Raw genomic sequence first — 22,753 nt, 5'->3', positions numbered from 1 at the left:
ATTGCTATTATTTTGGTGGCGGAGGATCGAAGGCGCGTATCGGTGGCAGCAGGCCCTCGTAGCGCTCGACCTGCACCGTGCTCAGTTGGCCCGCGCAACCCTGGGCCAGCGACGAGGTGCCGATGTCGCGCGTCAGCACATTGGGGTTGCCGTGCGCGCACAGGGGGCGGCCCTGCGCGTCCAGCACCGGGTCGTACCAGGCGCCGGTGGGCAGTTGCACCACGTCTTCGCGCATATCGGCGCTGAGCTGCGCGCTGGCCAGGCAGGCGCCGATCTCGTTGAACAGCCGCACGATGTCGCCTTCGCCGATGCCGCGCGCTGCCGCCGCCGCCGGGTGCAGCGTGCAGACCTCGCGGCCCTGGCGTTTGCTGGCCTGGCTGTGGGCGCCGAAGTCGAGCTGGCTGTGCAGCTTGGTGTGTGGCTGGTTGGCAACCAGCCACAACGGGTGCTCGGCCGTCGGCGCGAATCTTGGTGGCAGCCAGGCCGGGTGGCCGGGGCAGTCGGCGTAGCCAAAGGCCGCCACCGCAGGTGAGCTGATCTGCACCTTGCCGCTGGGCGTGGGCAGCGGCGCGCCGGCCGGGTCCTTGCGGAAGGCGCGCAGGATGCCGCCGTCGTCATCGCGCTGCGGCAGCATGAGCTGGCCGCGCTGCCAGAACTGGTCGAAGGAGGGCGCCTCCAGTCCCAGGCCTTCCAGCCCGGCGCGGGTGCGCTCGTACAGGTGCGCCAGCCATTCGCGCGTGCTGCGGCCTTCGCTGAAGGCTTCCAGGCTGCCCATACGGCGCGCCAGGTCGCAGAAGATGTCGTAGTCGTCGCGGGCCAGGCCATGCGGCTCGGCGATGCGGTGCATGGCCACCACCATCGGGTCGGTCGGCGTGGCGCCGATGTCCTCGCGCTCCAGCGTCATGGTGCAGGGCAGGACGATGTCGGCGTGGCGCGCGGTGGCGGTCCAGGCGATCTCGTGCACGACGAAGGTGTCCAGCCTGCGGAAGGCCGCCGCCAGCCGCTGCAGGTCCTGGTGGTGGTGGAACGGGTTGCCGCCGGCCCAGTAGGCCAGGCGGATGTGCGGGTAGCTGCGGCGCTGGCCGTTGTAGTCGAAGGGCTGGCCCGGGTTCAGCAGCATGTCGCTGATGCGCGCCACGGGGATGAAGTCCTTCACGCCGTTGCTGCCCTGCGGCAGCGCGGCGGCCGGCACCGCGTTGTTGCGCTTGCCGTAGTGCGCCAGCGTACCCAGCGCGTAGTTGTAGCCGCCGCCGGGCAGGCCCAATTGGCCCAGCGCGGCGGCCAGCACCGCGCCCATCCACACCGGCTGCTCGCCATGCTCGGCGCGCTGCAGCGAGTGCGACACCACCACCAGCACGCGCCTGCCCACCAGTGAGCGCGCCAGCGCCACCAACTGCTGCTCCGGCAGGCCGCAGATCGGCGCGGCCCAGGCGCAGCTCTTGGGCTGGCCGTCGCTGTGGCCCATGAGGTAGTCCTCGAACACCTCCCAGCCGTCGCAGCAGCGCGCGATGAATTCGCGGTCGTGCGTGCCGTCGCTGACGAGCTGGTGCACCAGGCCCAGCATCAGCGCGGTGTCGGTGTTGGGCACGGCGGGCAGCCATTCGAACTGCGCCTCGTCGGGCAGGTCGCTCTTCAGCGGGCTGATGCTGACGAAGCGGCAGCCGCGCGCCGCCGCATCGCGCATGGCATTGCGCTCGACATGGCGGCTGATGCCGCCCGAGGCCACGCGCGAATTCTTCAGCGCCATGCCGCCGAAGGCCAGCACCACCTCGCTGTGCTCGACGACCTGCTCCCAGGTGACGTTGCGGCGCGCCACCTCTTCCATGGTGCCGATCACATGCGGCAGCATCGGCCCGGAGGCGCCGGCGCTGTAGCTGTTGACCGAGCGCACGTAGCCGCCCAGCGTGGTGTTGAGGAAGCGGTGCACCTGGCTCTGCGCATGGTGGAAGCGCCCCGCGCTCGACCAGCCATACGAGCCGCCGAACACCGCGCCAGCGCCGTGCCGGTCCTTCACGCGCTGCAGCTCCTTGGCCAGCAGATCCAGCACCTCGCCCCAGGGCATGGCTACGTAGTCGTCGCTGCCGCGCGCGGCGTCCGGCCCCGGGCCGCGCTCCAGCCAGCCCTTGCGCACCATGGGCGTGGTCACGCGCACCTTGTGGCGCAGCGCGTCGGGGAAGTTGTCGATCAGCGGGTTCGGGTCCGGGTCGTCCGGGTTCGGCTTCACGCGCAGCGTGCTGCCGTCCCAGGCGGCGGAGAACACGCCCCAGTGGGAGCTGTGGGGCTGGAAGGCGGGCGTGTCGTGCGTGCTCATGGCGATCAGCTTACGGAGGTCGGGGCGGTAGGGGCCCAGCGCTGGCGAGGGTGGCCTGAGGGACGTGTCACTACTCGGCTTTGAGGCCACCGCGCTCTACCGCGCGCTTGTAGTTGCCAATGTCCTTCACGATGAAGTCGCGGAAGGCATTGCCGGTGAGCGTGGATTCCTGCGCGCCGTCGGCACGGTAGACCTTGAGCAGCTCCGGGTCCTGCATGGCGAGCTTCACTGCGTGCGCGATGGTGTCGACCACATCCTTGGGCGTGCCGGCCGGCGCGGCCAGGCCGTACCACTGGGTCATGACCACGTCGATGCCCGACTCCTTGAGCGTGGGCACCTGCGGCAACGCGGCCACACGCCTGGCGCTGCTCACCGCCAGCAATCGCACCTTGCCGCCATTGATCTGGCCCATGAGCGGCGTGTAGGGCGCGAAGAAGCTGTCGACCTGGCCACCGAACAGGTCGTTGAGCGCCGGGCCCGAACCCTTGTAGGGGATGTGCAGGATGTTGAGGTCGGCCTGCTGCTTGACCATCTCCATCACGATCTGCGCCGCGCCGCCGGTGCCGGTGGAGGCATAGGTGAGCTTGCCGCCCTTGGCCGCCTCCACGTATTCCTGCACGGTCTTGATTTTCGAGTTGCTGCCGACCATCAGGCCAAAGGGTGTCTCCACCAACTGCGCGATGGGCACGAAGTCCTCCGGCACCTTGTAGGGCAGGTTGGGGCGCAGTGGGACCGTGCTGCCGAAGTTGCCGCTCATGGCGAGGATCAGCGTGTAGCCATCGGGCTTGGACCGTGCCACGGCCTCGGCCGCGATGTTGCCGCCCGCCCCGGCCTTGTTGTCCACGATCACGGTCTGGCCGATGTGCTTGCTGAGCGCCATGGCAATGGTGCGGCCATACAGGTCGCCGCCGCCGCCGGGCGGGAAGCCGACCACCAGCTTGATCGGCTGCTCCGGATAGGCCGCGTGGGCCACGCCGGCCAGGCCCAGCAGGCTGGCCGTGGCCACGAGGGCGGCAGTGCGGCGAAGAAGGTCACGTGTGCGCATGGATGTCTCCTGTGAATGGAATCTTTATTCGTCTATGAATGCAGCGCGGTCCAGGCCATGGACAGCGCAATGCCCGCCGCCAGCACGGCAAAGCCGCGCTGCAGCAGGCTGGCGGGCACATGCGGCGCCACGCGCCGCGCGGCCAGCATGCCGCCGGCCGCGCCCAGCGCGAAGCGCCAGGCCAGGGGCGCGTCCAGGTGGCCCATGGCGGCCGAGGCCGCCACGCCCCAGGCCGACACCAGCGCCACCACGGCCAGCGAGGTGCCGATGGCGGCCTCCATCGGCATGTCGGTGAAGCGGTGCAGCCCCGGCACGATGACAAAGCCGCCGCCCACGCCCAGCAGGCCCGAGAGCGCGCCCGCCGCCGCCCCCATGGCCGCCAGCGCGCGGGCGCAGGGCAGGGTCCAGAACAGGCGCCCGGTGCTGGTGTCCAGCCGGCAGGGCATGCGGGCGCCGGCATCACCGCTGCCGGGCTGCGCGCCGCGCCGCCACATGCTCCAGGCGACCCAGCCCAGCACTGCCGCAAAGGCCAGCGCCAGCGGTGCGGCCGGCAGCCGCTGCGCCAGCCAGAGGCCGGCGGGCGATGCGGCAATGCCCACGGCCGCCATCAAGGCTGCCGCGCGGTAGCGCACCCGCTGCGCCCGCCAGGCCAGCACGGCGCCCAGCCCCGCCGCCATGGCGACCGCGGTGAGCGCCACGGGCGCCACCACGGCCAGCGGCGCATGGGTGCCGGCCATCAGCAGCGGCACCGCCAGCACGCCGCCGCCGGCGCCGGTCAGGCCCAGGGCGGCACCGATCAGCAGGCCCAGCAGCAGCGTGGTCATGGGCAGGCTCAGTGGGCGCCGGTGGCGATGGGCGCGCCGGGCTGGGCGCTGTATTCGCTCCACGAGCCCGGGTACAGCGCCGCGCCCTTCAGGCCCGCGACCTCCATGGCCAGCAGGTTGTGGCAGGCCGTCACGCCCGAGCCGCACTGGTTGATCAGCTCGGCAGCGGGCCGGCCGCCGGTGATGGCGTCGAACTCCTGGCGCAGCTGGGCGGCGGGCTTGAAGCGGCCGTCGCTGCCAAGGTTGTCCTTGAACAGGCGGTTGCGCGCGCCGGGGATGTGGCCGCCGATCGGGTCCAGGGTCTCGTTCTCGCCGCGGAACCGGTCGGGCGCGCGCGCGTCCAGCACCTGCTGGCCCTTGCTCGCGATGTTGGCCTGGATGCCGGCGTAGTCCACGGTCTTGACCAGCGGGCTGCGCAGGCTGAAATTACCGGCCGAGCGCGCCGCGGGCGCATCGGTGGCGAGCGCCTGGCCGGCGGCCTTCCAGGCGGCAACGCCGCCGTCGAGCACGGCAGCGGCCCGGTGGCCAGCCCAGCGCAGCATCCACCACAGGCGCGCGGCGTACATGCCGCCGGCGTTGTCGTAGGCAACGACCTGGGTGTCGTCGTCCAGGCCCAGATCGGCCATGGACTTTGCGAAGGCCTCGCGCGTGGGCAGCGGGTGGCGGCCGTTGCTGCCGGTCTTGGCGGCCGACAGCACGTGCTCCAGGTGCACGTAGCGGGCGCCGGGCAGGTGGCCGGCGTCGTAGGCCTGCTGGCCGGCCTGCAGGTTGGTCAGCTCGAAGCTGCAGTCGAGCACCACGGGCGGCTTGGCGCAGCAGAGTTCGCAGGCAAGCTGCTCGACGGAGATGAGGGTGTCGTAGGTCACGGCTGTCATTCCTTGAAGTCGCCCAGCGCATCCATGGCGCGCAAGGAGTAGATGTAGGCGGCGCCGGCGTTGAGCGCGATGGCTGTGCCCAGGGCCTCGCTCAGCTCGGCCTCGGTGACGCCGGCCTTGCGCGCGGCGGCGGCGTGCGCGGCGATGCAGCCGTCGCAGCGGGTGGTGACGGCCACCGCCAGCGCGATCAGTTCGCGTGTCTTGGCGTCCAGCGTGCCGGTGGCGCCCTGCGCGGCGTTGAGCGCGCGGAAGGCCTCGATCATCTTGGGGTTGTGCTCGACCAGTGCGCCGGCGGCGCGCTTGTTGTTGGAGAGGGCGCTGGCCCAGTCATTCAGCAGCATTTGCGTTTCCTCAGAGGTGTGCGTTAGGGGGAAATTTCCTTGAGCAGCGCCGGTGTCATGGCGCGCTTGTAGCGCTCGATGTCGTCCAGGATGAAGCGGCGAAAGCCCTCCATCGGCAGGTCGCGCTCGGTGGCGGCGTCGCGGCGGATGGCCTCGCGTACCTCGGGCATGGCCAGCGCCTTGCTGAGGCTGGCCGAGAGGGCGCGCACGATGGGCTCCGGCGTGCCCGCGGGCGCCACCAGGCCATACCACTGCACCACGGGTACGTTGACGCCCAGCTCCTTGAAGGTGGGCACGTCCGGGATGGCGGCATTGCGCGTGTCGCCGGTGATGGCCAGCAGGCGCAGCTGGCCCTGGCGCACTTGACTGACGAGCGGCGAGGCGGTGGCGAAGAAGCTGTCCACCTGGCCGCCCAGCATGTCGGTGATGGCCGGGCCCGAGCCCTTGTAGGGCACGTGCAGCATGTCGATGCCGGCGGACTGCTTGACCATCTCCATGCCGATGTGCGCCGAGCCCCCCGTGCCGGTCGAGCCGAAGCTGAGCTTTTGCGTGCGCGCTGCATCCAGCAGCTCGCGCGCGGTCTTGAAGCGCGAGTTGTGGGCCACGAACAGGCCGTGCGGCGCCTCCAGGATCAGGCCGATCGGCGCGAAATCGTCAGGGGCCTTGTACGGAAGGCTCTGGGGCTTGATGGCGGGGGAGAGCGCCAGGTTGCCGCTCATGGCCAGCAGAACGGTGTAGCCGTCGGGCCGCGCCTTGGCGACGATGTCGGCGGCGATGTTGCCGCCGGCGCCGGCGCGGTTGTCCACCAGCACCGTCTGTCCGAGCGCCTTGCCCATGGCATTGGCGATCAGGCGTCCGTACAGGTCGCCGCCGCCGCCCGGGGGGAAGCCCACCACCAGCTTCACCGGCTGGTCGGGATAGGCCGCCCGCGCGGGCGTGGCGGCAAGGGCCAGCAGGCTTGCGCCGGCCAGCGCGAGGGCGCCCAGGCGCCGGCGGGTGGGGCTTCTCATGCTCTTGTCTCCATCTCTTTTCTTATGCGCCGCAAGGCGCGCTACACAGGCCGGCGGCCTATCTGGCCCAGCTTTGCTGTGCCACCACGCGATCCACCGAGGCGCCGCACTGGCCCAGGTAGGCGCTGGGGTCGGTCAGATCGCGGATCTCGTCGTCGCTCAGCAGCTTGCCCAGGCCTTCGTGCTGGCGCATGGCGTCGGCAAAGCTCAGCTTGCCGGTGATGCCGTGCATGGAGGCTTCGTAGATCCACTCGTGCGCGGTCTGCTTGCCCACGCGCTCGGAGAGCTCCAGCATCACGCGCTCGGACAGCAGGTAGCCGCGCATCTTGTCGAGGTTGGCGGCCATCACGTCGGCATTGACCTTCAGGCCGGCCAGCAGGTTTCTGGCCTGGAACAGCATGGCGCCGGCGATCAGGCAGCACTCGGGCAGCGCCTTCCATTCCATCTTCCAGGCGATGCCGTCGCGCTCGCTCTCTTGCACCATGCCCTCGACCATCATCGCGGCGTTGTAGCGCAGCGGGCGCGACAGGCCGGCCAGGTTCTCGGCCGAGGTCGGGTTGCGCTTGTGCGGCATGGTGGACGAGCCCAGCTTGCCTTCGGAGAAGCCTTCCTCGACCTCGCCGAACTCGTTGCGCTGCATGTTGAAGAGCTCGTTGCCGATCTTCGACAGCGTGGCGCCGATCATGGCCAGCAGCAGGGTGTATTCGGTGAAGCGGTCGCGCGCCGGCGCCCAACTGATGGCGGGCGTGCCCAGGCCCAGCTTGTCCAGCATCAGGCGCTCCAGCTGCTCGGCCTTCGGGCCCAGCGAAGCCTGGCTGCCGACGGCGCCGGCCAGCATGCCGACCAGCACCCGCGGCGCGGCCTGCAGCAGGCGCTCGTGGTGGCGGCCCAGCTCGTCCAGCCACAGCGCGCACTTGTGGCCGAAGGTGATCGGCAATGCCTGCACGCCGTGCGTGCGGCCGGCCATGGGCGTGTCGCGGTGCGCCACGGCCAGGCGCGCCAGCTCCCGGCCCACGGCCTGCATGTCGCGCAGCACGACCGCATGGAATTCCTTCAGCTGCAGCGCCACGCCGGTGTCCACCACGTCCTGCGTGGTGGCGCCGTAGTGCACCCACTCGCCGTTCTCCTTGGAGCAGGCGGCCTGCAGCTGCTTGAGCGCGGGCACCAGCGAATGCTTGATGCGGCGGATCTCGGCCGACATGGCGGCGATGTCGATGTTGGCGACCTGGGCCTTCTCGGCGATCTGCCTGGCGGCTGCGGCCGGGATGATGCCCAGCTCGGCCTGGGCGGCGGCCAGGGCGGCCTCGAAGTCGAGCCACTTCTGGATGCGGTTCTCTTCCGAGAAGATGGCGCGCAGTTCATCGGTGCCCCAGAGGTGCTGGAGCGATTGCATGTCGAAGACGGAAACGGGCATGGGAGTCCTGGTGGTCTAGAGGGAGGCTTGCGGGGCGACGAGCGCGCGTGGCAGCACGCGGCCCGGGTTGAAGGTGTTGGCCGGGTCGAGCGCGCGCTTGATGCGCGCCATGGCGTCGAGCGCGACCGGGCTCTTGTAGTGAAGAAAGGCGGCCTGCTTCTGCCGGCCTATGCCGTGCTCGGCGGAGATCGATCCGTGCAGCCGCGCGGCCGTGGCATGCACGATGTTGTGCACCGCCTCTTCCTGCGCGCGGAAGTCGGCATCCGCCATGCCGGCGGGCTTGCTCTGGTTGTAGTGCAGGTTGCCGTCGCCCACATGGCCGAAGCAGACGATGCGGATGCCGGGCATCAGTTGCTCCAGCGCCGCACCGGCCTGGGCAATGAAATCAGGGATGCGCGAGATGGCGACCGAGATGTCGTGCTTGATCGACGGGCCCTCCAGCCGCTGTGCCTCGGGCACGTGCTCGCGCAGCGCCCAGAAGGCATGGGCCTGGCTGTCGGAGGCGGCCAGCGCGGCGTCCTGCACCAGGCCATCTTCCATGGCGGCGGCCAGCACCTCTTCCACGGCCGGCTGCGGGTCCATGTGGGAGGAGACCTCCGACACGTCGAACAGCACCGACCATGGATGCACTTTCCCCTGCGGCGCGCGCATGCCGGCCGTGCCGTGCTGGAGCACCAGCGCGAGCGGCCCGCTGCCGATCAGCTCGAACGCCGGGATGCGCTCGCCCACGGCATCGGTCAGCCGTGACAGCAGCTCCACCGCGGCCTGCGGATCGCGCAGCGCCACCCAGGCCGTCAGCACCTTGCGAGGATGCGAGAAGAGCTTGAGCGTGACCGCGGTCACGATGCCCAGCGTGCCCTCGCCGCCGATGAACAGCTGCTTCAGGTCATAGCCGGTGTTGTCCTTGCGCAGCGCGCCCAGCAGGTCCAGCACGCGGCCGTCGGCCAGCACCACCTCCAGGCCCAGCACCAGTTCGCGGGTATTGCCGTAGCGCAGCACTTGCTCGCCGCCGGCATTGGTGGACACCACGCCGCCGATGGTGGCGCTGCCCTCGGACGCGAGCGACAGCGGAAACAGCCGGCCCGTGGCCTCGGCCGCCTGCTGCGCCGCCAGCACGGTGCAACCGGCCTCGACCGTCAGGGTGTTGTCCAGCGCGTCGGTGCGGCGCACCGCGCGCATACGGTCCAGGCTCAGCACCACCTCGGTCCGCGAATCGTCGGGCGTGGAGCCGCCCACCAGGCCGGTGTTGCCGCCCTGCGGTACCACCGGCACGCCGGCCGCGGCGCAGGCCGCCACCACGCGCGACACCTCTTGCGTACTCGCCGGGCGCACCACGGCGCGCGCCGCGCCGGGATAGCTGCGGCGCCATTCGGTCTCGTAGCGGGCCATGTCGGCGGCGTCGGTCAGCACATGCGCGCGGCCGACGCAGGCGGCCAGTGTGTCGAGCAGCTTGTCTGCGCTCATGCGGCCGTGCCGCTGTGGTGGCGGGAAAGAATCATGCTGTGTCTCCGTCAGGATGTGCGGGCCCGCTGCGGCCCGTGAGGGACATCCGCCCTGGGGTACGCTGCGGCCAGCCATCCTGGTGCTTGTGGTATTTCAATGAATGAAATACATTTCGTTAATCAAAACTATAGCCCGCTGCAAAACCAGTGTCAACGGGGCCTGCCCGGTCCCGCGCCGCGGGTTTGCGTCTGTTCACGATGACTCAGAAACCCAAAAAAACCGCCCCGGCGCAGGCCGCTGCCGACGCACCGCAGCCGCCCTCCGGCGTGCTGGAGCGCGGCATCACCATCCTGGAGTGCTTCACCGAAGAGCGCCTGCGGCTGCAGCTGCGCGAGCTGGCCGAACTCACCGGCCTGGACAAGGCCACCCTGCTGCGCCTGCTGGGCGTGCTGGTGCGCGCGCGGCTGGTGCACCGCTTCGACAACGGCGCTTACGCGCCCGGCCCGGCGCTGCTGCACATGGGCATGCTGTATCGCCGCACTTTCGACCTGGGCTCGCGCCTGCAGCCGGCGCTGCAGGAGGTGATGCGGCAGACCGGTGAGACGGTGGCCTTCTATGTGCGCGACGGCAATGAGCGGGTCTGCCTGTACCGCGAGAACAGCGCCAACGAGGTGCGCCACCACGTCGAGGTGGGCACGCGTATCGCGCTGGCGGCAGGGGGCTCTTCCTCGCATGTGCTGCGTGCCTTCACCGGCGGCAGCACGCCGCAGGCTGCCGCCATCGCGCGCGACGGCTTTGCCATCACGCGCGAGGAGCGCGTGCCGCAGATCGCCTCCGTGGCGCTGCCGGTGTTCGACAGCGACGGCAGCTTCCAGGGCGCGCTGGTGGTGATAGGCCTGGCGCCGCGCCAGAGCGCTGCGGCCCAGCGCAAGGCGGTGGAAGTAGTGCGCCATGAACTGGCGCAGCGCGGGTTCGCCAGCCGGCCGCCCAAGGATTGGCGCTAGCGCGCGCCGAAAAGAGCCAGCCCTGGCGCGCAAGCCGCGCCATCCCGCGCCGGATCGGCAAAGCCTTCGCACCAGGCGGCCAGGGCGTGTGCCGTGGCTGCATCCACTTGCGGCGCAAAGGCACGCAGGCGTGCCTGCAGCGCGGGCCAGGTGAAGGGGTCTTCCGGGTCGCCGCGGCGCAGCTCGCGGTAGGCGCTGAGCTGGCGGCCGTCGTGCAGCGTGACGGTCACGCGGCTGGGCCGGCGCTGCGGGAAGGCTTGCTGGAAGGCCTCGCGCGGCTGCACCGTCATGCGCGCGGCCAGCGCGTGCAGCCTGGGGCTGTTGATGTCCGGTGCTTCCGTGTCGGCAATGCCCAGCGTGCCTTTTTCCAGCAGCACCGCCAGCACGTAGCGCAGGCAGAAGCTGGCCTCGGCCGGCCTGGCGGGCCACTGCACGCCGGCGATCTTGAGCGCGTGCGGGAAGATCTCTATCTCCATGGATTGCACGTCGGCGCCGGTGATGTGGTGTTCGTCCATCAGCGCGCGCGTGGCGTCCAGCGGCGTGAACAGCATGGCGCAGGCGGGCCAGGCCTTGATGGTGGCGGTGTGCAGGCGCTCGGGCGCCTGCAGCCCGCCGTCGATGGCGGCCAGCGGGCCGTCACCGGCCAGCGCCGCGTACAGGCCGCGCCGGCCGGTCATGAAGGCGCGTGCGCCGGGCAGGCCGGCGCGCGCGGCATAGGCGGCCGTCATGCCATTGCGCACCGCGAACGCGGGGTGCAGCGACTTGGCCTCGTGCGCGTCGTCGTCCACCAGTTGCCACAGGCCGGCGGCCTGGGTTGCGGCAATGCCCAGCGCATGGTGCAGCCGCGTGGCATCCAGGCCCAGCGCCACGCCGCTGGCGGCAGCCGCGCCCACGGCGCCGGCCGTAGCCGTGGCATGGAACAGCCCCGCATGGCGCGCCCCCAGCGCCTCGCCCAGGCGCAGCGCCACCTCATAGCCGGCAACGACGGCCTGCGCCACGCGCTGCTGCGTCAGGCCCAGCGCCGGCGCCAGGGCCAGCACCGGCGACACCGCCACCACGCCTGGGTGCAGCATGGCGGCGCGGTGCGCGTCGTCGATTTCGCGCAGGTGGGCGATACCGGCGTTGGCAAAGCCCGCGGCCAACGGCGTGGCGCTGGCGCCGCCGAACACGGCCGCGTTGCCGGCGCCGGGAAACAGCTCCTGCGTCAGGCCGTGCAAGCTGGCTGCGGCCGGCATATCAAGCGCCGACCAGCCGGCGGTGAACCAGTCCAGCAGCGCCTGCGCCAGCCGCTCGCGCGTGGCCATGGATGGCGGCCGCGCGGCCTGCGCCAGCACATGGGCCACCAGCCGGGATTCGGGCAGATCGTGCGATGCGGGGCTGGACGAATGCATGGTGCAGTTTTATTCAATGAAATAACTTTCATTATATAAAATGGCACTTCTTCTGTGCGGAGCCTCCCATGAGCCTGTCCATCCAAGCGTTCTTCGATCCAGCCACCTCCACCTTCTCCTATGTGGTGGACGATGGCGCCGGCACCTGCGCGGTGATCGATCCGGTGATGGGCTTCGACCAGAAGGCCGGGCGTACCGACCCGCAGCCGGCGCAGGCCGTGGCCGCGCACATCGAAGCCCATGATTTGCAGCTGGCCTGGCTGCTGGAGACGCATGCGCACGCCGACCACTTGTCTGGCGCACCCTGGCTGCAGCGGCGCCTGGGCGGCGCGCTGGCGATAGGCGCGGGCATCACCCAGGTGCAGCGCGAGTTCCACGGCATCTTCAATGCCGGCGAAATGGCCGTGGACGGCTCCCAGTTCAACCACTTGTTCGCCGATGGCGAGGCCTTTGCCATCGGCCGACTGCAGGCCTGTGCGCTGCATGTGCCGGGCCACACGCCGGCCGACGTGGCCTACCGCATCACCGACCCGGCCGGCGGGCCGGACGCGGTGTTCGTCGGCGACACCCTGTTCATGCCCGACCTGGGCACGGCGCGCTGCGACTTCCCCGGCGGCGACGCGCACGTGCTGTACCGCTCGATCCGGCGCCTGCTGGCGCTGCCGCCGCAGACTGTGCTCTACCTGTGCCACGACTACCCGCCCGCGGGGCGCGAGGCCAGCTGCCGCAGCACGGTGGCGGCGCAGCGCGCGCACAACATCCACGTGCGTGAGGGCATCGCAGAGACCGACTTCGTCGCCCGCCGGCAGGCGCGCGACGCCACGCTCGCGCTGCCGGCGCTGATGCTGCCCTCGGTACAGGTCAACATGCGCGCCGGCCGCCTGCCGCCGGCGGAGGGCAATGGCACGGCCTACCTGAAGATTCCCATCGACCGCTTCTGAAGCCGCAGCACCTGCGGCGAAATATCGTAACTACTCACCCCCGTTCGCCCTGAGCCGGTCGTTGGGCTTGGTGATGCGTGGCAGGGCTTCGACAAGCTCAGCCCGAGCGGTGTGGGGGCTGAGTAGTTACGAAATATCAGGGAAATATGCCTTTTGCCAAGGCTGGTCATGGGCATATAGCTATAAAAATAGAAGCGATCGACAGTCGTTGCGACCAGTGTTGTATTTGCGCGACCGCTGGCTTCAAGTCAGCTTCGCAGGAATAGGCTCGCCAAGCCAAAAGCAAGCAAGAACGATTCGCGTTCATGTGGCCACTATTCCAACGTACTCCAGGCAAGGCAGCAACACCATGCAATCCCGCTTTCTTCCCCCGCGGCGCGCCATCGCGCAGGCCGCTTTCCTGGCGCTGACCGGCGCTGCCGTACAGGCGCAGACCCTGCCGCAGGTGGATGTCACCGCCGGCCAGGAGCATGGCGCCCACTACGCGCCGGCCGCCACCGCCACGGCGGCCAAGGTCGATGCGCCGCTGCGCGACATCCCGCAGACGGTCAACATCGTCACGCAAGAGGTCATGCGCGACCAGGGCGCGCGCAGCGTCCAGGACGTGATGAAGACCATCCCCTCGGTTGGCCTGGCCACCGGCGACGGCCAGCGCGATGCCATCGTGATCCGTGGCTTCACCGCGCTCTATGACATCTACCTGGACGGCGTGCGCGACGACGCGCAGTACTTCCGCGACCTCTACAACATCGAGCGCGTGGAAGTGGTCAAGGGCCCGGCCGCAGCGCTCTACGGGCGCGGCTCTTCGGGCGGGCTGATCAACCTGATCACCAAGAAGCCCAGCTTCACCAACAGCGGTGACGCCGGCGTGACGCTGGGCAGCTATGGCCTGAAGCGCACGGATCTGGGCCTGAACCGCGCCGTGTCGGACACGGTGGCGGTGCGGCTCGATGCGGCGGTAGAGGATTCGGGCAGCTTCCGCACCAACGGCTATCTGCGCAGCCAGGCCGTGTCGCCCAGCCTGCTGTGGAAGGACGGCAACCAGAGCCTGCTGCTGCAATACAACTACCAGCACCAGGAGCGCGGCATCGACTTTGGCGTGCCGGGCCTGGCCTCCACCGGCCGGCCGGCCAATGTGCCGAACAGCACCTACTACGGCGCGGCCAATGCCTACGGCCTGGACCACACCATCTCCACCATCGAGAGCAGCACCGCGCAGTACAAGCTGCGCCTGTCCGACAGCACCTCGTTTACCGACACGCTGCGCTACTACGAGTACTCGCTGGACCGCCGCCACACCCGCATCGGCTCCATCAACGACAGCGGCGCCGTGCCCATGGCGCTGCTGTCGCGCGGCGCGGTGCAGCGCTATGAGCACGGCTGGTTCAACCAGAGCGAGGTCAGCCACGACCTGGCCTGGGGCAGCACCACGCACAAGCTGCTGGCCGGCGCGGAGTTTGGCGAGCAAGGCCGCCAGCAGGCCATCACCAACGCCGCCACCAACAAGGCCGGCTACTCCTTCAGCACGCCGGTGTTCGCGCCTGTGGGGCAGGATTTGCCCTACCTGGTGCCGGTGGCGCAGGCCTCGAGCCCGGCGGTGGGCTACACCACCAACACCACGCGCAGCCTGTACGTGCAGGCGCTTTCCACCTGGACGCCCACCATCAAGAGCATGCTGGGCCTGCGCTACGACGCCTTCGGCCAGAAGTACGACGACCAGTTGCCCAGCAATGCCGACCTGGCCCGCACCGACCGCAACATCTCGCCGCGCGCCGGCCTGGTGTGGCAGCCCACGGCCACGCAGAGCTATTACGTGTCGGCCACCAAGTCCTACCAGCCCTCGGGCGAAGCGGGCGCGCTGGCCACCAACAACGCGCAATTGAAGCCCGAGCAAAGCGTGAACCTGGAGATCGGCTCCAAGACCGATTTGTTCGATGGCGCCGCTTCCTTCACCGCCTCGCTCTACCAGCTCACGCGCAGCGACGTGAAGTACACCGACCCCATCTTGAACACCTTGCTCAACATCGGCGAGCAGCGTGCGCGCGGCGTCGAGCTGACCTTCTCCGGCCAGGTCGCGCCCGGCTGGCAGGTGCTGGCCGGCTACTCGTACCTGGATGCGCTGGTGACCACCGGCGTCGGCACCGTGACCGCGCCCTTCAGCTCGGCCAAGGCCACGCCGCTGCAGGGCAAGACCCTGGCGCTGGCGCCGCGCCATACGCTGAGCCTGTGGACGCTGAAGTCGCTCGACGCCTGGCTGCCCGGCGTGCAGGCCGGCGCCGGCCTGAGCGCACGCAGTTCGCAGTTCGCCAACGTCGACAACGCCGTCAGCCTGCCCGGCTACGCCACGGTGGACCTGGCGCTGTACTGGCGCCCCGCGCCCAAGGGCTGGAGCATGGCGCTCAACCTGAAGAACGCGTTCGACCGCAAGTACTACATCTCGGCCAATAACGACGTGGCCATCATGCCGGGCGCGCCACGCTCGGTGGAGCTGAGCGCGCGCTACGCGTTCTGAGGGTACGTGCCCTCGGGGTTTGGTAACTACTCAGGTTCCCATACCGTTCGGGCTGAGAAGGCGTGAAAAAATCAACTCCCATGCGCCAACAGGCGGCTTGAAGGCCGCGGTGGCCAATTGAACGGGGCTGCGGCGAGCTCCTGGCCTCTCGGAGGTCCCAGAGCGCCCAGCCGCAGTCTTGGGGCCTTGTGGAGGCTGCAGGGCGAGCCCGCAAGCGCGCTCAGTTCACCCCCCGAGCGCAAACCCCAGCGAGCGCATGCGCATCAAGTTATGCGCCAGCGCGTGCCACAGCAGCACCGCGCGTGCCTTCAACTTGCCGCACACATTCAGGCGGTACAAGCCCCGTCGCCTGAGCTGCGCATTGGCGCATTCGATACTTGCGGCGCGGCGCCTGTAGAGCTTCTGGCCCTCGTCACTGGCCATGAACGCGCGCCACTGCGCAATCAACGGTGAGTCACTGGCCTTGGGGCTGAGCGGATCGAAGCCAGGTTTGCGGCTGCGCGAGGGCGGCACCACCGGCTGCGTGCCGCGACGGCTGAGTTCCTCGAGTGCGTCGTACTGGGGGTAGCCACCATCGGCCAGCCAGTGCGTGGGCGTGCGGCCGTAGCGCTGCTCGATCTGGCGATGCATGGGCGCCATCTCATGCATATCGCTGCCCGCGCAGACCACCGCGATACCGGCGATCAACTGCGTGGCCTCGTCCACCAGCACCTGCGCGTTGTAGGCCGGACGGAATCCTCCGTCGGCCATCTTCATCACCCGGGCGTCTGCATCCGTGGTGCTGACCCGCTTGGGCGCGCCTGCGCTGGACTTCGGCTGCGCCTCGCCGCTGGCGGGGCGTGGCTCGGCAGGTGGGGCGTCGGGTTCGGGCAGGGCGCTGGGAGCATCCCCGGCGGGGCTATCACCTACTGGGGCCTGGCCAGACTTGCCTCGCCTGGCACGCGCACTGGCCTTGTTCTTGATCTTGTCGAGTGCGCCCCGCTCGATCTCGCCGAAGGTCTGCAGTGCCCGGGCCAGGCGCTCCTCGCGCTCCCGTGCGGCGCGTTCGCGCGCGGCGGCCTTGCGCCGCGTGCTGGCGCCCGCATCGGCCTCGAGTTCGCTCTTGAGGGCGTTGACCTGGGCGAGCGCCAAGGCATGCAGCTCGCCCAGGCGCTCCTTGCGCCGGAAGCTCGAGGCCTTGGCGTGGGCGCGAACGCGCAGGCCGTCCTGGGCGACTACGTCGAGCGTGACCAGCTTGCGCTCCATGAGCGCGGCGATGCTGCGGGTGAGTTGCGCATCGAGCCACTCGGTGTTGGCTGTGCGAAAGCTCGCCAGCGTGTGGTAGTTGACCCCGACGCCACCGCAGAGCCAGCGGTAGATGTCGTCGCGCTCGCACAGCCGGTCGATCTCGCGGGCCGAGCCCACGCCCTCGACGGTGGCCCACAGCCACAGCGCCATGAGGATGGCCGGATCGATGGCGGGTGCGCCGGCCGAGCCTTGCACCGACTTGACCTGGGCGTAGAGCGGCGCGAGGTCCAGCGCCTGCACAAAAGCCCAGACGCTGCGCGCGGGATGGTCTGCCGCGACAAGGGCATCGAGGTCGCAGGGGCGTAGCTCGATCTGCTGGCGATCGGCGTGCAGCAGGCGTGGCGTGCCTGCTGTGTGCGCCGGCTTTGCTGGCCGTGGCGTTGCAACTACGGCGCCATCTGCGGGCGCTTCGTGGAACAGGGCCGCTTGTTCGGATGTCTTGGGGGCGTTGCTTGCGTTGGCCATTCGCTATCAACGCACGGGGGCGGATATTCGTTCACACCTTCTGAGCTTGTCGAAGCCCTGCCACGCATCACCAAGCCCTTCGACAGGCTCAGGGCGAACGGGGTGTGAGTAGTTACGGGGTTTGAAGGAAAAGTGCCTTCAGACCTTATTCCGCCTGGACTATTAGCTATATATTTAATAGTTCCGGGCGGAACATTTGGCAGCGCCACGCTGTCGTCAACGCGCGTCTGCACCAGAAGCTGACGGTGGCCTGACTTTCTGGGTTGATTCGCAACATTGCGATACAATGCGAATCATTCTCGTTGTCAACCGCGGCATTGCGCGTGACATCTCCAGCCCGCCGGACTGCACATGGTGCAGGGACGTGCCAGCCAACCCCGGTCTTTCTGCCTCCGCTTGCTGCGGGCCCTGCGCGGCCCTGCGGCGGGCGGGCGAAACGGTGACGGCCGGGGCGTGTCCTTTCCCACTCTTGTCCACACCATGCCCTTGCAGCTCGTCTCCATGTCGGTCGTCCGCCGCCCTCTCGTTTTCCGTGCCGTCGCCGTTGCCGCCGCGCTGGCCGCCCAGTCCGCTGGCGCCCAGCAGGACGGCGCCAGCCGCAGCCTGCCCTCGGTCACCGTCAGCGCCGAGCAGGACCGCGCCAGCACCGAAGGCACCGAGCGCTACAACAGCACGCAGGCCACCATCGGCAAGACGGCGGCCGAGCTGCGCGAGATCCCGCAGTCGATCACGGTGGTGACGCAGCAGCGCATGGAGGACCAGAATCTGCGCAATGTGGAAGACGTGCTGGAGCAAAGCATCGGCTACGTGTCTGAGCGTTTCGACAGCGAGACGGCGGCCTATTCCTCGCGCGGCTTCGCCATCAACAACTACCTGATCGACGGCGTGCCCGCACCCGGCACGGCCGCGGCCTGGGACTCGGTGCTGTTCGACCGCGTCGAGCTGCTGCGCGGCCCTTCGGCGCTGTTCAGCGGCGTGTCCAGTTCGGGCGGCGCGGTCAACCTGGTGCGCAAGCGCCCGCAAGAGCACTTCCAGGCGAGCGCTGCGGTGCAACTGGGCAGCTGGTCGACCAAGCGGGTCGAGGCCGACGTGACCGGGCCGCTCAACAAAGAGGGCACGGTGCTGGGCCGTGTGTCGGCCGCCAAGCAAGAGGGCGGCACCTACCAGACCGGTGCCCAGCGCGACCGCTATGCGCTGGCCGGCGCGCTCGACTTCCGGCTCACGTCTGCCACCAGCCTGCTGGTGGGCGCGCATGCGCAGAAGGTCGACGGTTGGCTGACCGGCGGCCTGCCCTCGTACACCACCGGCGCGCTGATCGACGTGCCGCGCTCGACCTGGCTTGGCGCCGACTGGAACCGCTCTGCGCAGGACGAGAAATACCTGTTCGCCGAGCTGACGCACCGCTTCGCAGACGACTGGCGCGGCCGCCTGCAATGGAGCCGCTACCAGAACGACCAGTCCACCAACTACCTCTACCTGCCCAATGGCCAGGTCACGCCCACCAATGGCGTGGTGGGCCTGATGCTGTGGTTCAACCAGAACCGGATCGAGCAGGACAGCCTGGACGCGAATCTGAGCGGCAGCTTCTCAGCCCTCGGCCGCCAGCACGACGTGGTGGTAGGCGCGGATTGGCGGCGCAACCAGACGGCGAGTGTCTCTGGGCGCTATGCCAACTACGTCTACCAGGATGTCTACGCGCCGGATCACGCGGCCGTGCCCTATCCCGACCGGCCGCCCACGGCGCAGTCGGAGGCCGAGACCTCGCAGCACGGCCTGTACGGCCAGACCCGGCTGCGCCTGGCGGATCCGCTGACGCTGGTGCTGGGCGGGCGGCTCAGCTGGTATGACACCAAGAGCCGCTCGCTGATGCCCACCACCGGCGCCTGGACCACCAACAAGGTCGACCAGCAGTTCAGCCCCTATGCCGGCCTGACCTATGCGCTCACGCCGCAGATATCGGCCTATGCCAGCTACAGCGACGCCTTCACGCCGCAGACCCAGCTTGCGTTTGGCGGCGGTGTGCTCAAGCCCATCGTCGGCAAGCAGCTGGAGGCCGGCTTGAAGGGCGAATTCTTGGACCGCAGCCTGAGCGCCTCGGCCGCCGTCTACCGCATACGCGAAGTCAACCGCGCGCAGGCCGACCCGATCAACACCGGCTTCTCCGTGGCCCAGGGCGAGGTAGAGAGCCGGGGCGTGGAGCTGGAGGTGTCAGGCCGCATCACGCGCCAGTGGAACGTCTACGGCGGCTACGCCTACAACCAGAACCGCTACCTGCGCGATGCCACCAGCGGCGGCCTGCCGCTCAATGCGCTCACGCCCAAGCACTCGGCCAAGCTGTGGTCGCAGTACCGCTTCAATGAAGGCCTGCTGGATGGCCTGGGGCTTGGCCTGGGCGTCAACGCCTACGGCAGCGCCAGTGGCGGCAATGCGGCCACCAACACGCACCGGCCGGGCTTTGGCATCGTCAACGCCGCCATCTCCTACCGCATCGACCCGCGCTGGTTGGTGGCGCTCAACATCAACAATCTGACCGACAAGGTGTACTGGCAGCGCGTCTACACCACCGGCCGCAGCAACTTCTACGGTGAGCCGCGCAATGCGTCGGTGACCGTGCGCGCGCTGTTCTAAGTTTCATCCACCGTCAAGGAGCTTTCCATGTTCAAGAAATCCCTGCTCGCCGTGCTGCTCGCCAGCGCCGGTTTGGCCCAGGCGCACTTTGTGTGGCTCGACCCCGTGGCCGCCGATGGCACGGCCAAGGCTTACTTCGGCGAATGGGCCGACGACGTGCGCGAGACCGAAGCCGGCTACCTGAAGATGATCACCGCGCCGCGCGCCGTTGCGGCCGACGGCACGCAGCTGCCGGTCACGCGCCACAACGACTACCTGGGCTTCCAGGCGCCGGCCGGTGCCGATGCGCGCCTGGTGGGCGGCTTTGTCAGCGACAAGGGCGTGGCCAACCTGTACCAGGCGCGCAGCGGCCGCACCGAGACGGTGGCGCGCCACCCGCTGGAGCTGGTGCCGACGCAGCCGGGCGCCAACACCTTCACCCTGCTGCTGGCCGGCAAGCCGCTGGCCGACAAGGAAGTGGTGCTGTTTGGCCCGCCCAAGTGGGAGAAGAAGTTCACCACCGACAAGCAAGGCCGCGTGACGCTGCAAACCCCCTGGCCCGGCCAGTACGTGGCAGAGATCGGCCACGTCGACAAGGAAGGCGCCGGCACTTGGGAAGGCAAGCCGCACACGCAAACCCGCCACGTCGCCACGCTCACTTTTGTAGTCGCGCCCTGATCCTTCCATCGCCATGAGCCACCACGCCCCGCCCCATCCATCGCCCGCCGCGCAGCAGGCCGATGCCTCGCCCTCCACCCGGCACCGCTGGTTGCCGGTGGGCGGTGAGGGCCTGCGCTACCGGCTGGGCGTGGCGGTGCGCGCGGTGGCGGCGATGGGGGGCGGCTACGGGCTGTCGGCGCTGTCGGCGGCGGTGCTGGCGCTGTACCTGCCCACCACGCGCGCAGAAGCCGCGCTGACCGCGACCATGCTGGCCTTTGTCATCTACCCCTGCGCGGTGATGTGGGTGTTTGCGGCGCGCAGCGCGGCGCGCGCCTGGCTCGGGCTGCTGCTGCCGGCCGTGGTGCTGGGGGCCATGCTGCTGGCGCGCTACGGCTTTGGGGGCGCGGCATGAAAGAAGGTTTTCGCCAGTCCATGGCCTGGCTGCACACCTGGAGCGGCCTGCTGGTCGGCTGGGTGCTGTTCCTGGTGTTTGCGGCCGGCACCGCCACCTACTTCAAGGACGAGATCACGTTCTGGATGAAGCCCGAGCGGCACCGCGCCAGCCTGGTGCTGCCGCCGCAGGCGCAATCGGCCGAGGCGGCCGTGGCCACGCTGCAGCAGCGCGCGCCGCAAAGCCCGCGCTGGTTCATCAACCTGCCGAGCGAGCGCGAGCCCTCGGTGAACGTGAGCTGGACCAAGCCGCCCCCGCCGCCCGGCGAGCCGCCGGCCAAGGGGCGCCGCGCCCGCTTCGACAGCGCCGAGCTGGACGCGGCCACCGGCCAGGTATTGCAAGCCCCGCGCGAGACGCGCGGCGGCGAGTTCATCTACCGCCTGCACTTCGACCTGCACTACATGCCGGCGATCTGGGCGCGCTGGATCGTCGGCTTTTGCGCCATGTTCATGCTGGTGGCGATCCTCTCGGGCATCGTCACGCACAAGCGCATCTTCAAGGACTTCTTCACCTTCCGCCCCAGGAAGGGCCAGCGCAGCTGGCTGGACGCGCACAACGCCACCGCGGTGCTGGCGCTGCCCTACCACCTGATGATCACCTACACCGGCCTGGTCACCCTCATGTTCATGTACATGCCCTGGGGCCCGCAGGTGGCCTACAAGGGCGACCAGAACGCCTTCTTTGCCGAGGTCTTTCCCGCTACCTCTGCGCGCAACGCCAAGCCTGCGGGCACGCCCGCGCCGCTCACGGCGATCGCGCCGCTGGTCACGCAGGCGCAGGCCCATTGGGGCGGCGCGCCGGTCGGGCGCATCACCGTCAACCACCCGAATGACGCCAACGCCACCATCAGCCTGCAGCGCCAGGACGGGCACGGCATGTCCGCCAGCCAGCCGTCCATGCTGTTCGATGGCAGCAGCGGCCGGCTGCTGTCCACCGCCGGCGACGTCGAAGGCGCGGCGGTGCAGACGCGCGGCGTGCTCTATGGGCTGCACATGGCGCGCTTCTCCAGCCCGCTGCTGCGCGGCCTGTTCTTTCTGAGCGGGCTGGCCGGCTGCGCCATGGTGGCCACCGGCCTGCTGCTGTGGGCCGTGAAAGAGCGGCAGAAGTACGCCAAGGCGCTGAAGCACGGCGGGCGCATCAGCTTCGGGCTGCGCCTGGTGGATGGCCTGAACATCGGCGCCATCGCCGGCGTGCCTATGGCCATGGCGGCCTACTTCTGGGCCAACCGCCTGCTGCCCGTGGGCCTGGCCGGCCGGCCAGAGGCCGAGATCCGCTGCTTCTTCGCCGCCTGGGGCATCGCTGCCGTGGCCGGCCTGGCCTGGCCGGCCAGGCGCATGTGGCAGGTGCAGCTGGCCGTGGGCGGCGCGCTGTTTGCGGGCGTGCCGCTGCTCAATGCCTTCACTACCGACACGGCGCTGTTCGTGGCGGCGCGCGCGGGGCTGTGGCGCGTGGCGGGCTTTGACCTGGTCTGCCTGGGGCTGGGCCTGGCGCTGCTGGCAACGGCCTGGTGGGTGGGGCGGCGCAAGCCGGGCAAGGCGGCAGCCAAAGCGGTGGCCAAGCCTGCCGTGCGCCCCGCCGAGGTGAGGACATGAGCGCCGCCTGGCCGCTGGCCACTGGCGCCTTCAGCGCCGCACTGGCCGGCTTTGCCGCGCTGGCGCTGGCCATGGACCGGCATTTTGAAGACAGCTACGGCCGTGGCCGCGAGCCCGGCCGCCTGCGCCCCTGGCTGCGCGCGGGCGGCAGCGCCGCGCTGCTGCTGTCGCTGGCCGCCAGCCTGTCACTGGCCGGCCTGGCGCAGGGCTGGGTGCTGTGGTGCGGCGTGCTCACCGCCGGTGCGCTGGCGCAGGCCCTGCTGCTGAGCTATGCGCCGCAGCGCGCGCCCCAATGCGCGCTGCTGGCCGGCGCGGTCGCCGCAGCGGCCTTGCTGCGGGGCTGGTGCTGAATACAGAATTTAGTAACTACTCACCCCCGTTCGCCCTGAGCCTGTCGAAGGGCTTGGTGATGCGTGGCAGGGCTTCGACAAGCTCAGCCCGAACGGTGTGGGGGCTGAGTAGTTACAGAATTTATAAGAAAAGTGGCTGAAGCCAAGGCAGGGCCTGGGCATATAGCTATATAAAAAGTAGCGCGCACTGCGCCTGTCATGGCCAGGTCATCACGGAGCGGCAGGCTGGG

At 69.5% G+C, this 22,753-nt stretch carries 18 protein-coding genes; 8 read left to right on the top strand and 10 right to left on the bottom strand.

Translation table 11 applies throughout. The features are described 5' to 3' along the window. Positions 1–7: 7 nt before the first annotated feature. The 8 genes from AAFF27_26925 to AAFF27_26890 all read right to left on the bottom strand — a co-directional run bounded on the left by AAFF27_26925 (position 8) and on the right by AAFF27_26890 (position 9,284). The gene (locus tag AAFF27_26925; protein XAH23561.1) at positions 8–2,311 is read right to left on the bottom strand and encodes a molybdopterin-dependent oxidoreductase; all 2,304 of its coding nucleotides are present in this window, start codon (positions 2,309–2,311) and stop codon (positions 8–10) included. A 70-nt stretch (positions 2,312–2,381) separates the two neighbouring features. Then, a complete protein-coding gene (locus tag AAFF27_26920; GenBank protein XAH23560.1) occupies positions 2,382–3,356 on the bottom strand; it encodes a tripartite tricarboxylate transporter substrate binding protein in 975 nt (324 codons plus the stop codon). Between the two features lie 32 nt (positions 3,357–3,388). After that, a complete protein-coding gene (locus AAFF27_26915; protein ID XAH23559.1) occupies positions 3,389–4,180 on the bottom strand; it encodes a sulfite exporter TauE/SafE family protein in 792 nt (263 codons plus the stop codon). Between the two features lie 8 nt (positions 4,181–4,188). After that, positions 4,189–5,055 (bottom strand): sulfurtransferase, encoded by an 867-nt coding sequence (locus tag AAFF27_26910; protein ID XAH23558.1) that lies wholly within the window; start codon positions 5,053–5,055, stop codon positions 4,189–4,191. Beyond that, positions 5,052–5,393 carry a carboxymuconolactone decarboxylase family protein gene (locus AAFF27_26905; protein XAH26340.1) on the bottom strand — a complete coding sequence of 114 codons (342 nt, stop codon included), beginning with the start codon at positions 5,391–5,393 and terminating at the stop codon, positions 5,052–5,054. The genes AAFF27_26910 and AAFF27_26905 overlap by 4 nt, the downstream gene beginning before the upstream one ends. Before the next feature lie 26 nt (positions 5,394–5,419). Further along, on the bottom strand, positions 5,420–6,406 hold the full coding sequence (locus AAFF27_26900) for a tripartite tricarboxylate transporter substrate binding protein (GenBank protein ID XAH23557.1): 987 nt from the start codon (positions 6,404–6,406) through the stop codon (positions 5,420–5,422). Between the two features lie 58 nt (positions 6,407–6,464). Next, positions 6,465–7,820, bottom strand: coding sequence for an adenylosuccinate lyase (gene purB, locus AAFF27_26895; GenBank protein ID XAH23556.1), 1,356 nt, complete (start codon positions 7,818–7,820; stop codon positions 6,465–6,467). 15 nt (positions 7,821–7,835) lie between these two features. Next, positions 7,836–9,284 carry an FAD-binding oxidoreductase gene (locus AAFF27_26890; GenBank protein ID XAH23555.1) on the bottom strand — a complete coding sequence of 483 codons (1,449 nt, stop codon included), beginning with the start codon at positions 9,282–9,284 and terminating at the stop codon, positions 7,836–7,838. Positions 9,285–9,520: 236 nt separating this feature from the next. Between AAFF27_26890 and AAFF27_26885 the strand changes: the two genes are divergently transcribed. Then, the gene (locus AAFF27_26885) at positions 9,521–10,267 is read left to right on the top strand and encodes an IclR family transcriptional regulator (protein XAH23554.1); all 747 of its coding nucleotides are present in this window, start codon (positions 9,521–9,523) and stop codon (positions 10,265–10,267) included. On the opposite strand, the gene AAFF27_26880 is transcribed toward AAFF27_26885, so the two are convergent. After that, entirely contained in the window at positions 10,264–11,658 is a 1,395-nt protein-coding gene (locus tag AAFF27_26880) for an MmgE/PrpD family protein (GenBank protein XAH23553.1), read from the bottom strand. The two genes, AAFF27_26885 and AAFF27_26880, sit on opposite strands and share 4 nt — an antisense overlap. A gap of 68 nt (positions 11,659–11,726) precedes the next feature. Here AAFF27_26880 and AAFF27_26875 point away from each other — a divergent pair, with 68 nt between their 5' ends. Both AAFF27_26875 and AAFF27_26870 read left to right on the top strand, forming a co-directional pair. After that, a complete protein-coding gene (locus AAFF27_26875; protein ID XAH23552.1) occupies positions 11,727–12,599 on the top strand; it encodes an MBL fold metallo-hydrolase in 873 nt (290 codons plus the stop codon). Positions 12,600–12,948: 349 nt separating this feature from the next. Continuing rightward, on the top strand, positions 12,949–15,111 hold the full coding sequence (locus AAFF27_26870) for a TonB-dependent siderophore receptor (protein ID XAH23551.1): 2,163 nt from the start codon (positions 12,949–12,951) through the stop codon (positions 15,109–15,111). Between the two features lie 225 nt (positions 15,112–15,336). Here AAFF27_26870 and AAFF27_26865 read toward each other — a convergent pair whose 3' ends face one another. Continuing rightward, positions 15,337–16,734, bottom strand: a complete 1,398-nt coding sequence (locus AAFF27_26865; protein XAH26339.1) for an IS1182 family transposase — start codon at positions 16,732–16,734, stop codon at positions 15,337–15,339. Positions 16,735–17,343: 609 nt separating this feature from the next. Here AAFF27_26865 and AAFF27_26860 point away from each other — a divergent pair. Genes AAFF27_26860 through AAFF27_26840 form a run of 5 tightly spaced genes read left to right on the top strand, consistent with a single transcriptional unit; the run spans position 17,344 to position 22,523 of the window. Further along, the gene (locus AAFF27_26860; protein ID XAH23550.1) at positions 17,344–19,491 is read left to right on the top strand and encodes a TonB-dependent siderophore receptor; all 2,148 of its coding nucleotides are present in this window, start codon (positions 17,344–17,346) and stop codon (positions 19,489–19,491) included. A 27-nt stretch (positions 19,492–19,518) separates the two neighbouring features. After that, positions 19,519–20,148: a DUF4198 domain-containing protein gene (locus tag AAFF27_26855; GenBank protein ID XAH23549.1), complete on the top strand. Its 630-nt coding sequence runs from the start codon at positions 19,519–19,521 to the stop codon at positions 20,146–20,148. Between the two features lie 13 nt (positions 20,149–20,161). After that, the gene (locus tag AAFF27_26850) at positions 20,162–20,542 is read left to right on the top strand and encodes a DUF3649 domain-containing protein (GenBank protein ID XAH23548.1); all 381 of its coding nucleotides are present in this window, start codon (positions 20,162–20,164) and stop codon (positions 20,540–20,542) included. After that, a complete protein-coding gene (locus tag AAFF27_26845) occupies positions 20,539–22,173 on the top strand; it encodes a PepSY-associated TM helix domain-containing protein (GenBank protein XAH23547.1) in 1,635 nt (544 codons plus the stop codon). Before AAFF27_26850 ends, AAFF27_26845 begins: the two co-directional genes overlap by 4 nt. Then, the gene (locus tag AAFF27_26840) at positions 22,170–22,523 is read left to right on the top strand and encodes a DUF3325 family protein (protein XAH23546.1); all 354 of its coding nucleotides are present in this window, start codon (positions 22,170–22,172) and stop codon (positions 22,521–22,523) included. The genes AAFF27_26845 and AAFF27_26840 overlap by 4 nt, the downstream gene beginning before the upstream one ends. The last annotated feature ends 230 nt before the right edge of the window (positions 22,524–22,753 follow it).

The organism is Xylophilus sp. GW821-FHT01B05 (assembly GCA_038961845.1).
In the GTDB taxonomy this organism is placed as follows: Bacteria; Pseudomonadota; Gammaproteobacteria; order Burkholderiales; family Burkholderiaceae_C; genus Xylophilus.
Note: the sequence above shows the minus strand (reverse complement) of the source record. Positions and strands in the feature narration are given on the sequence as shown.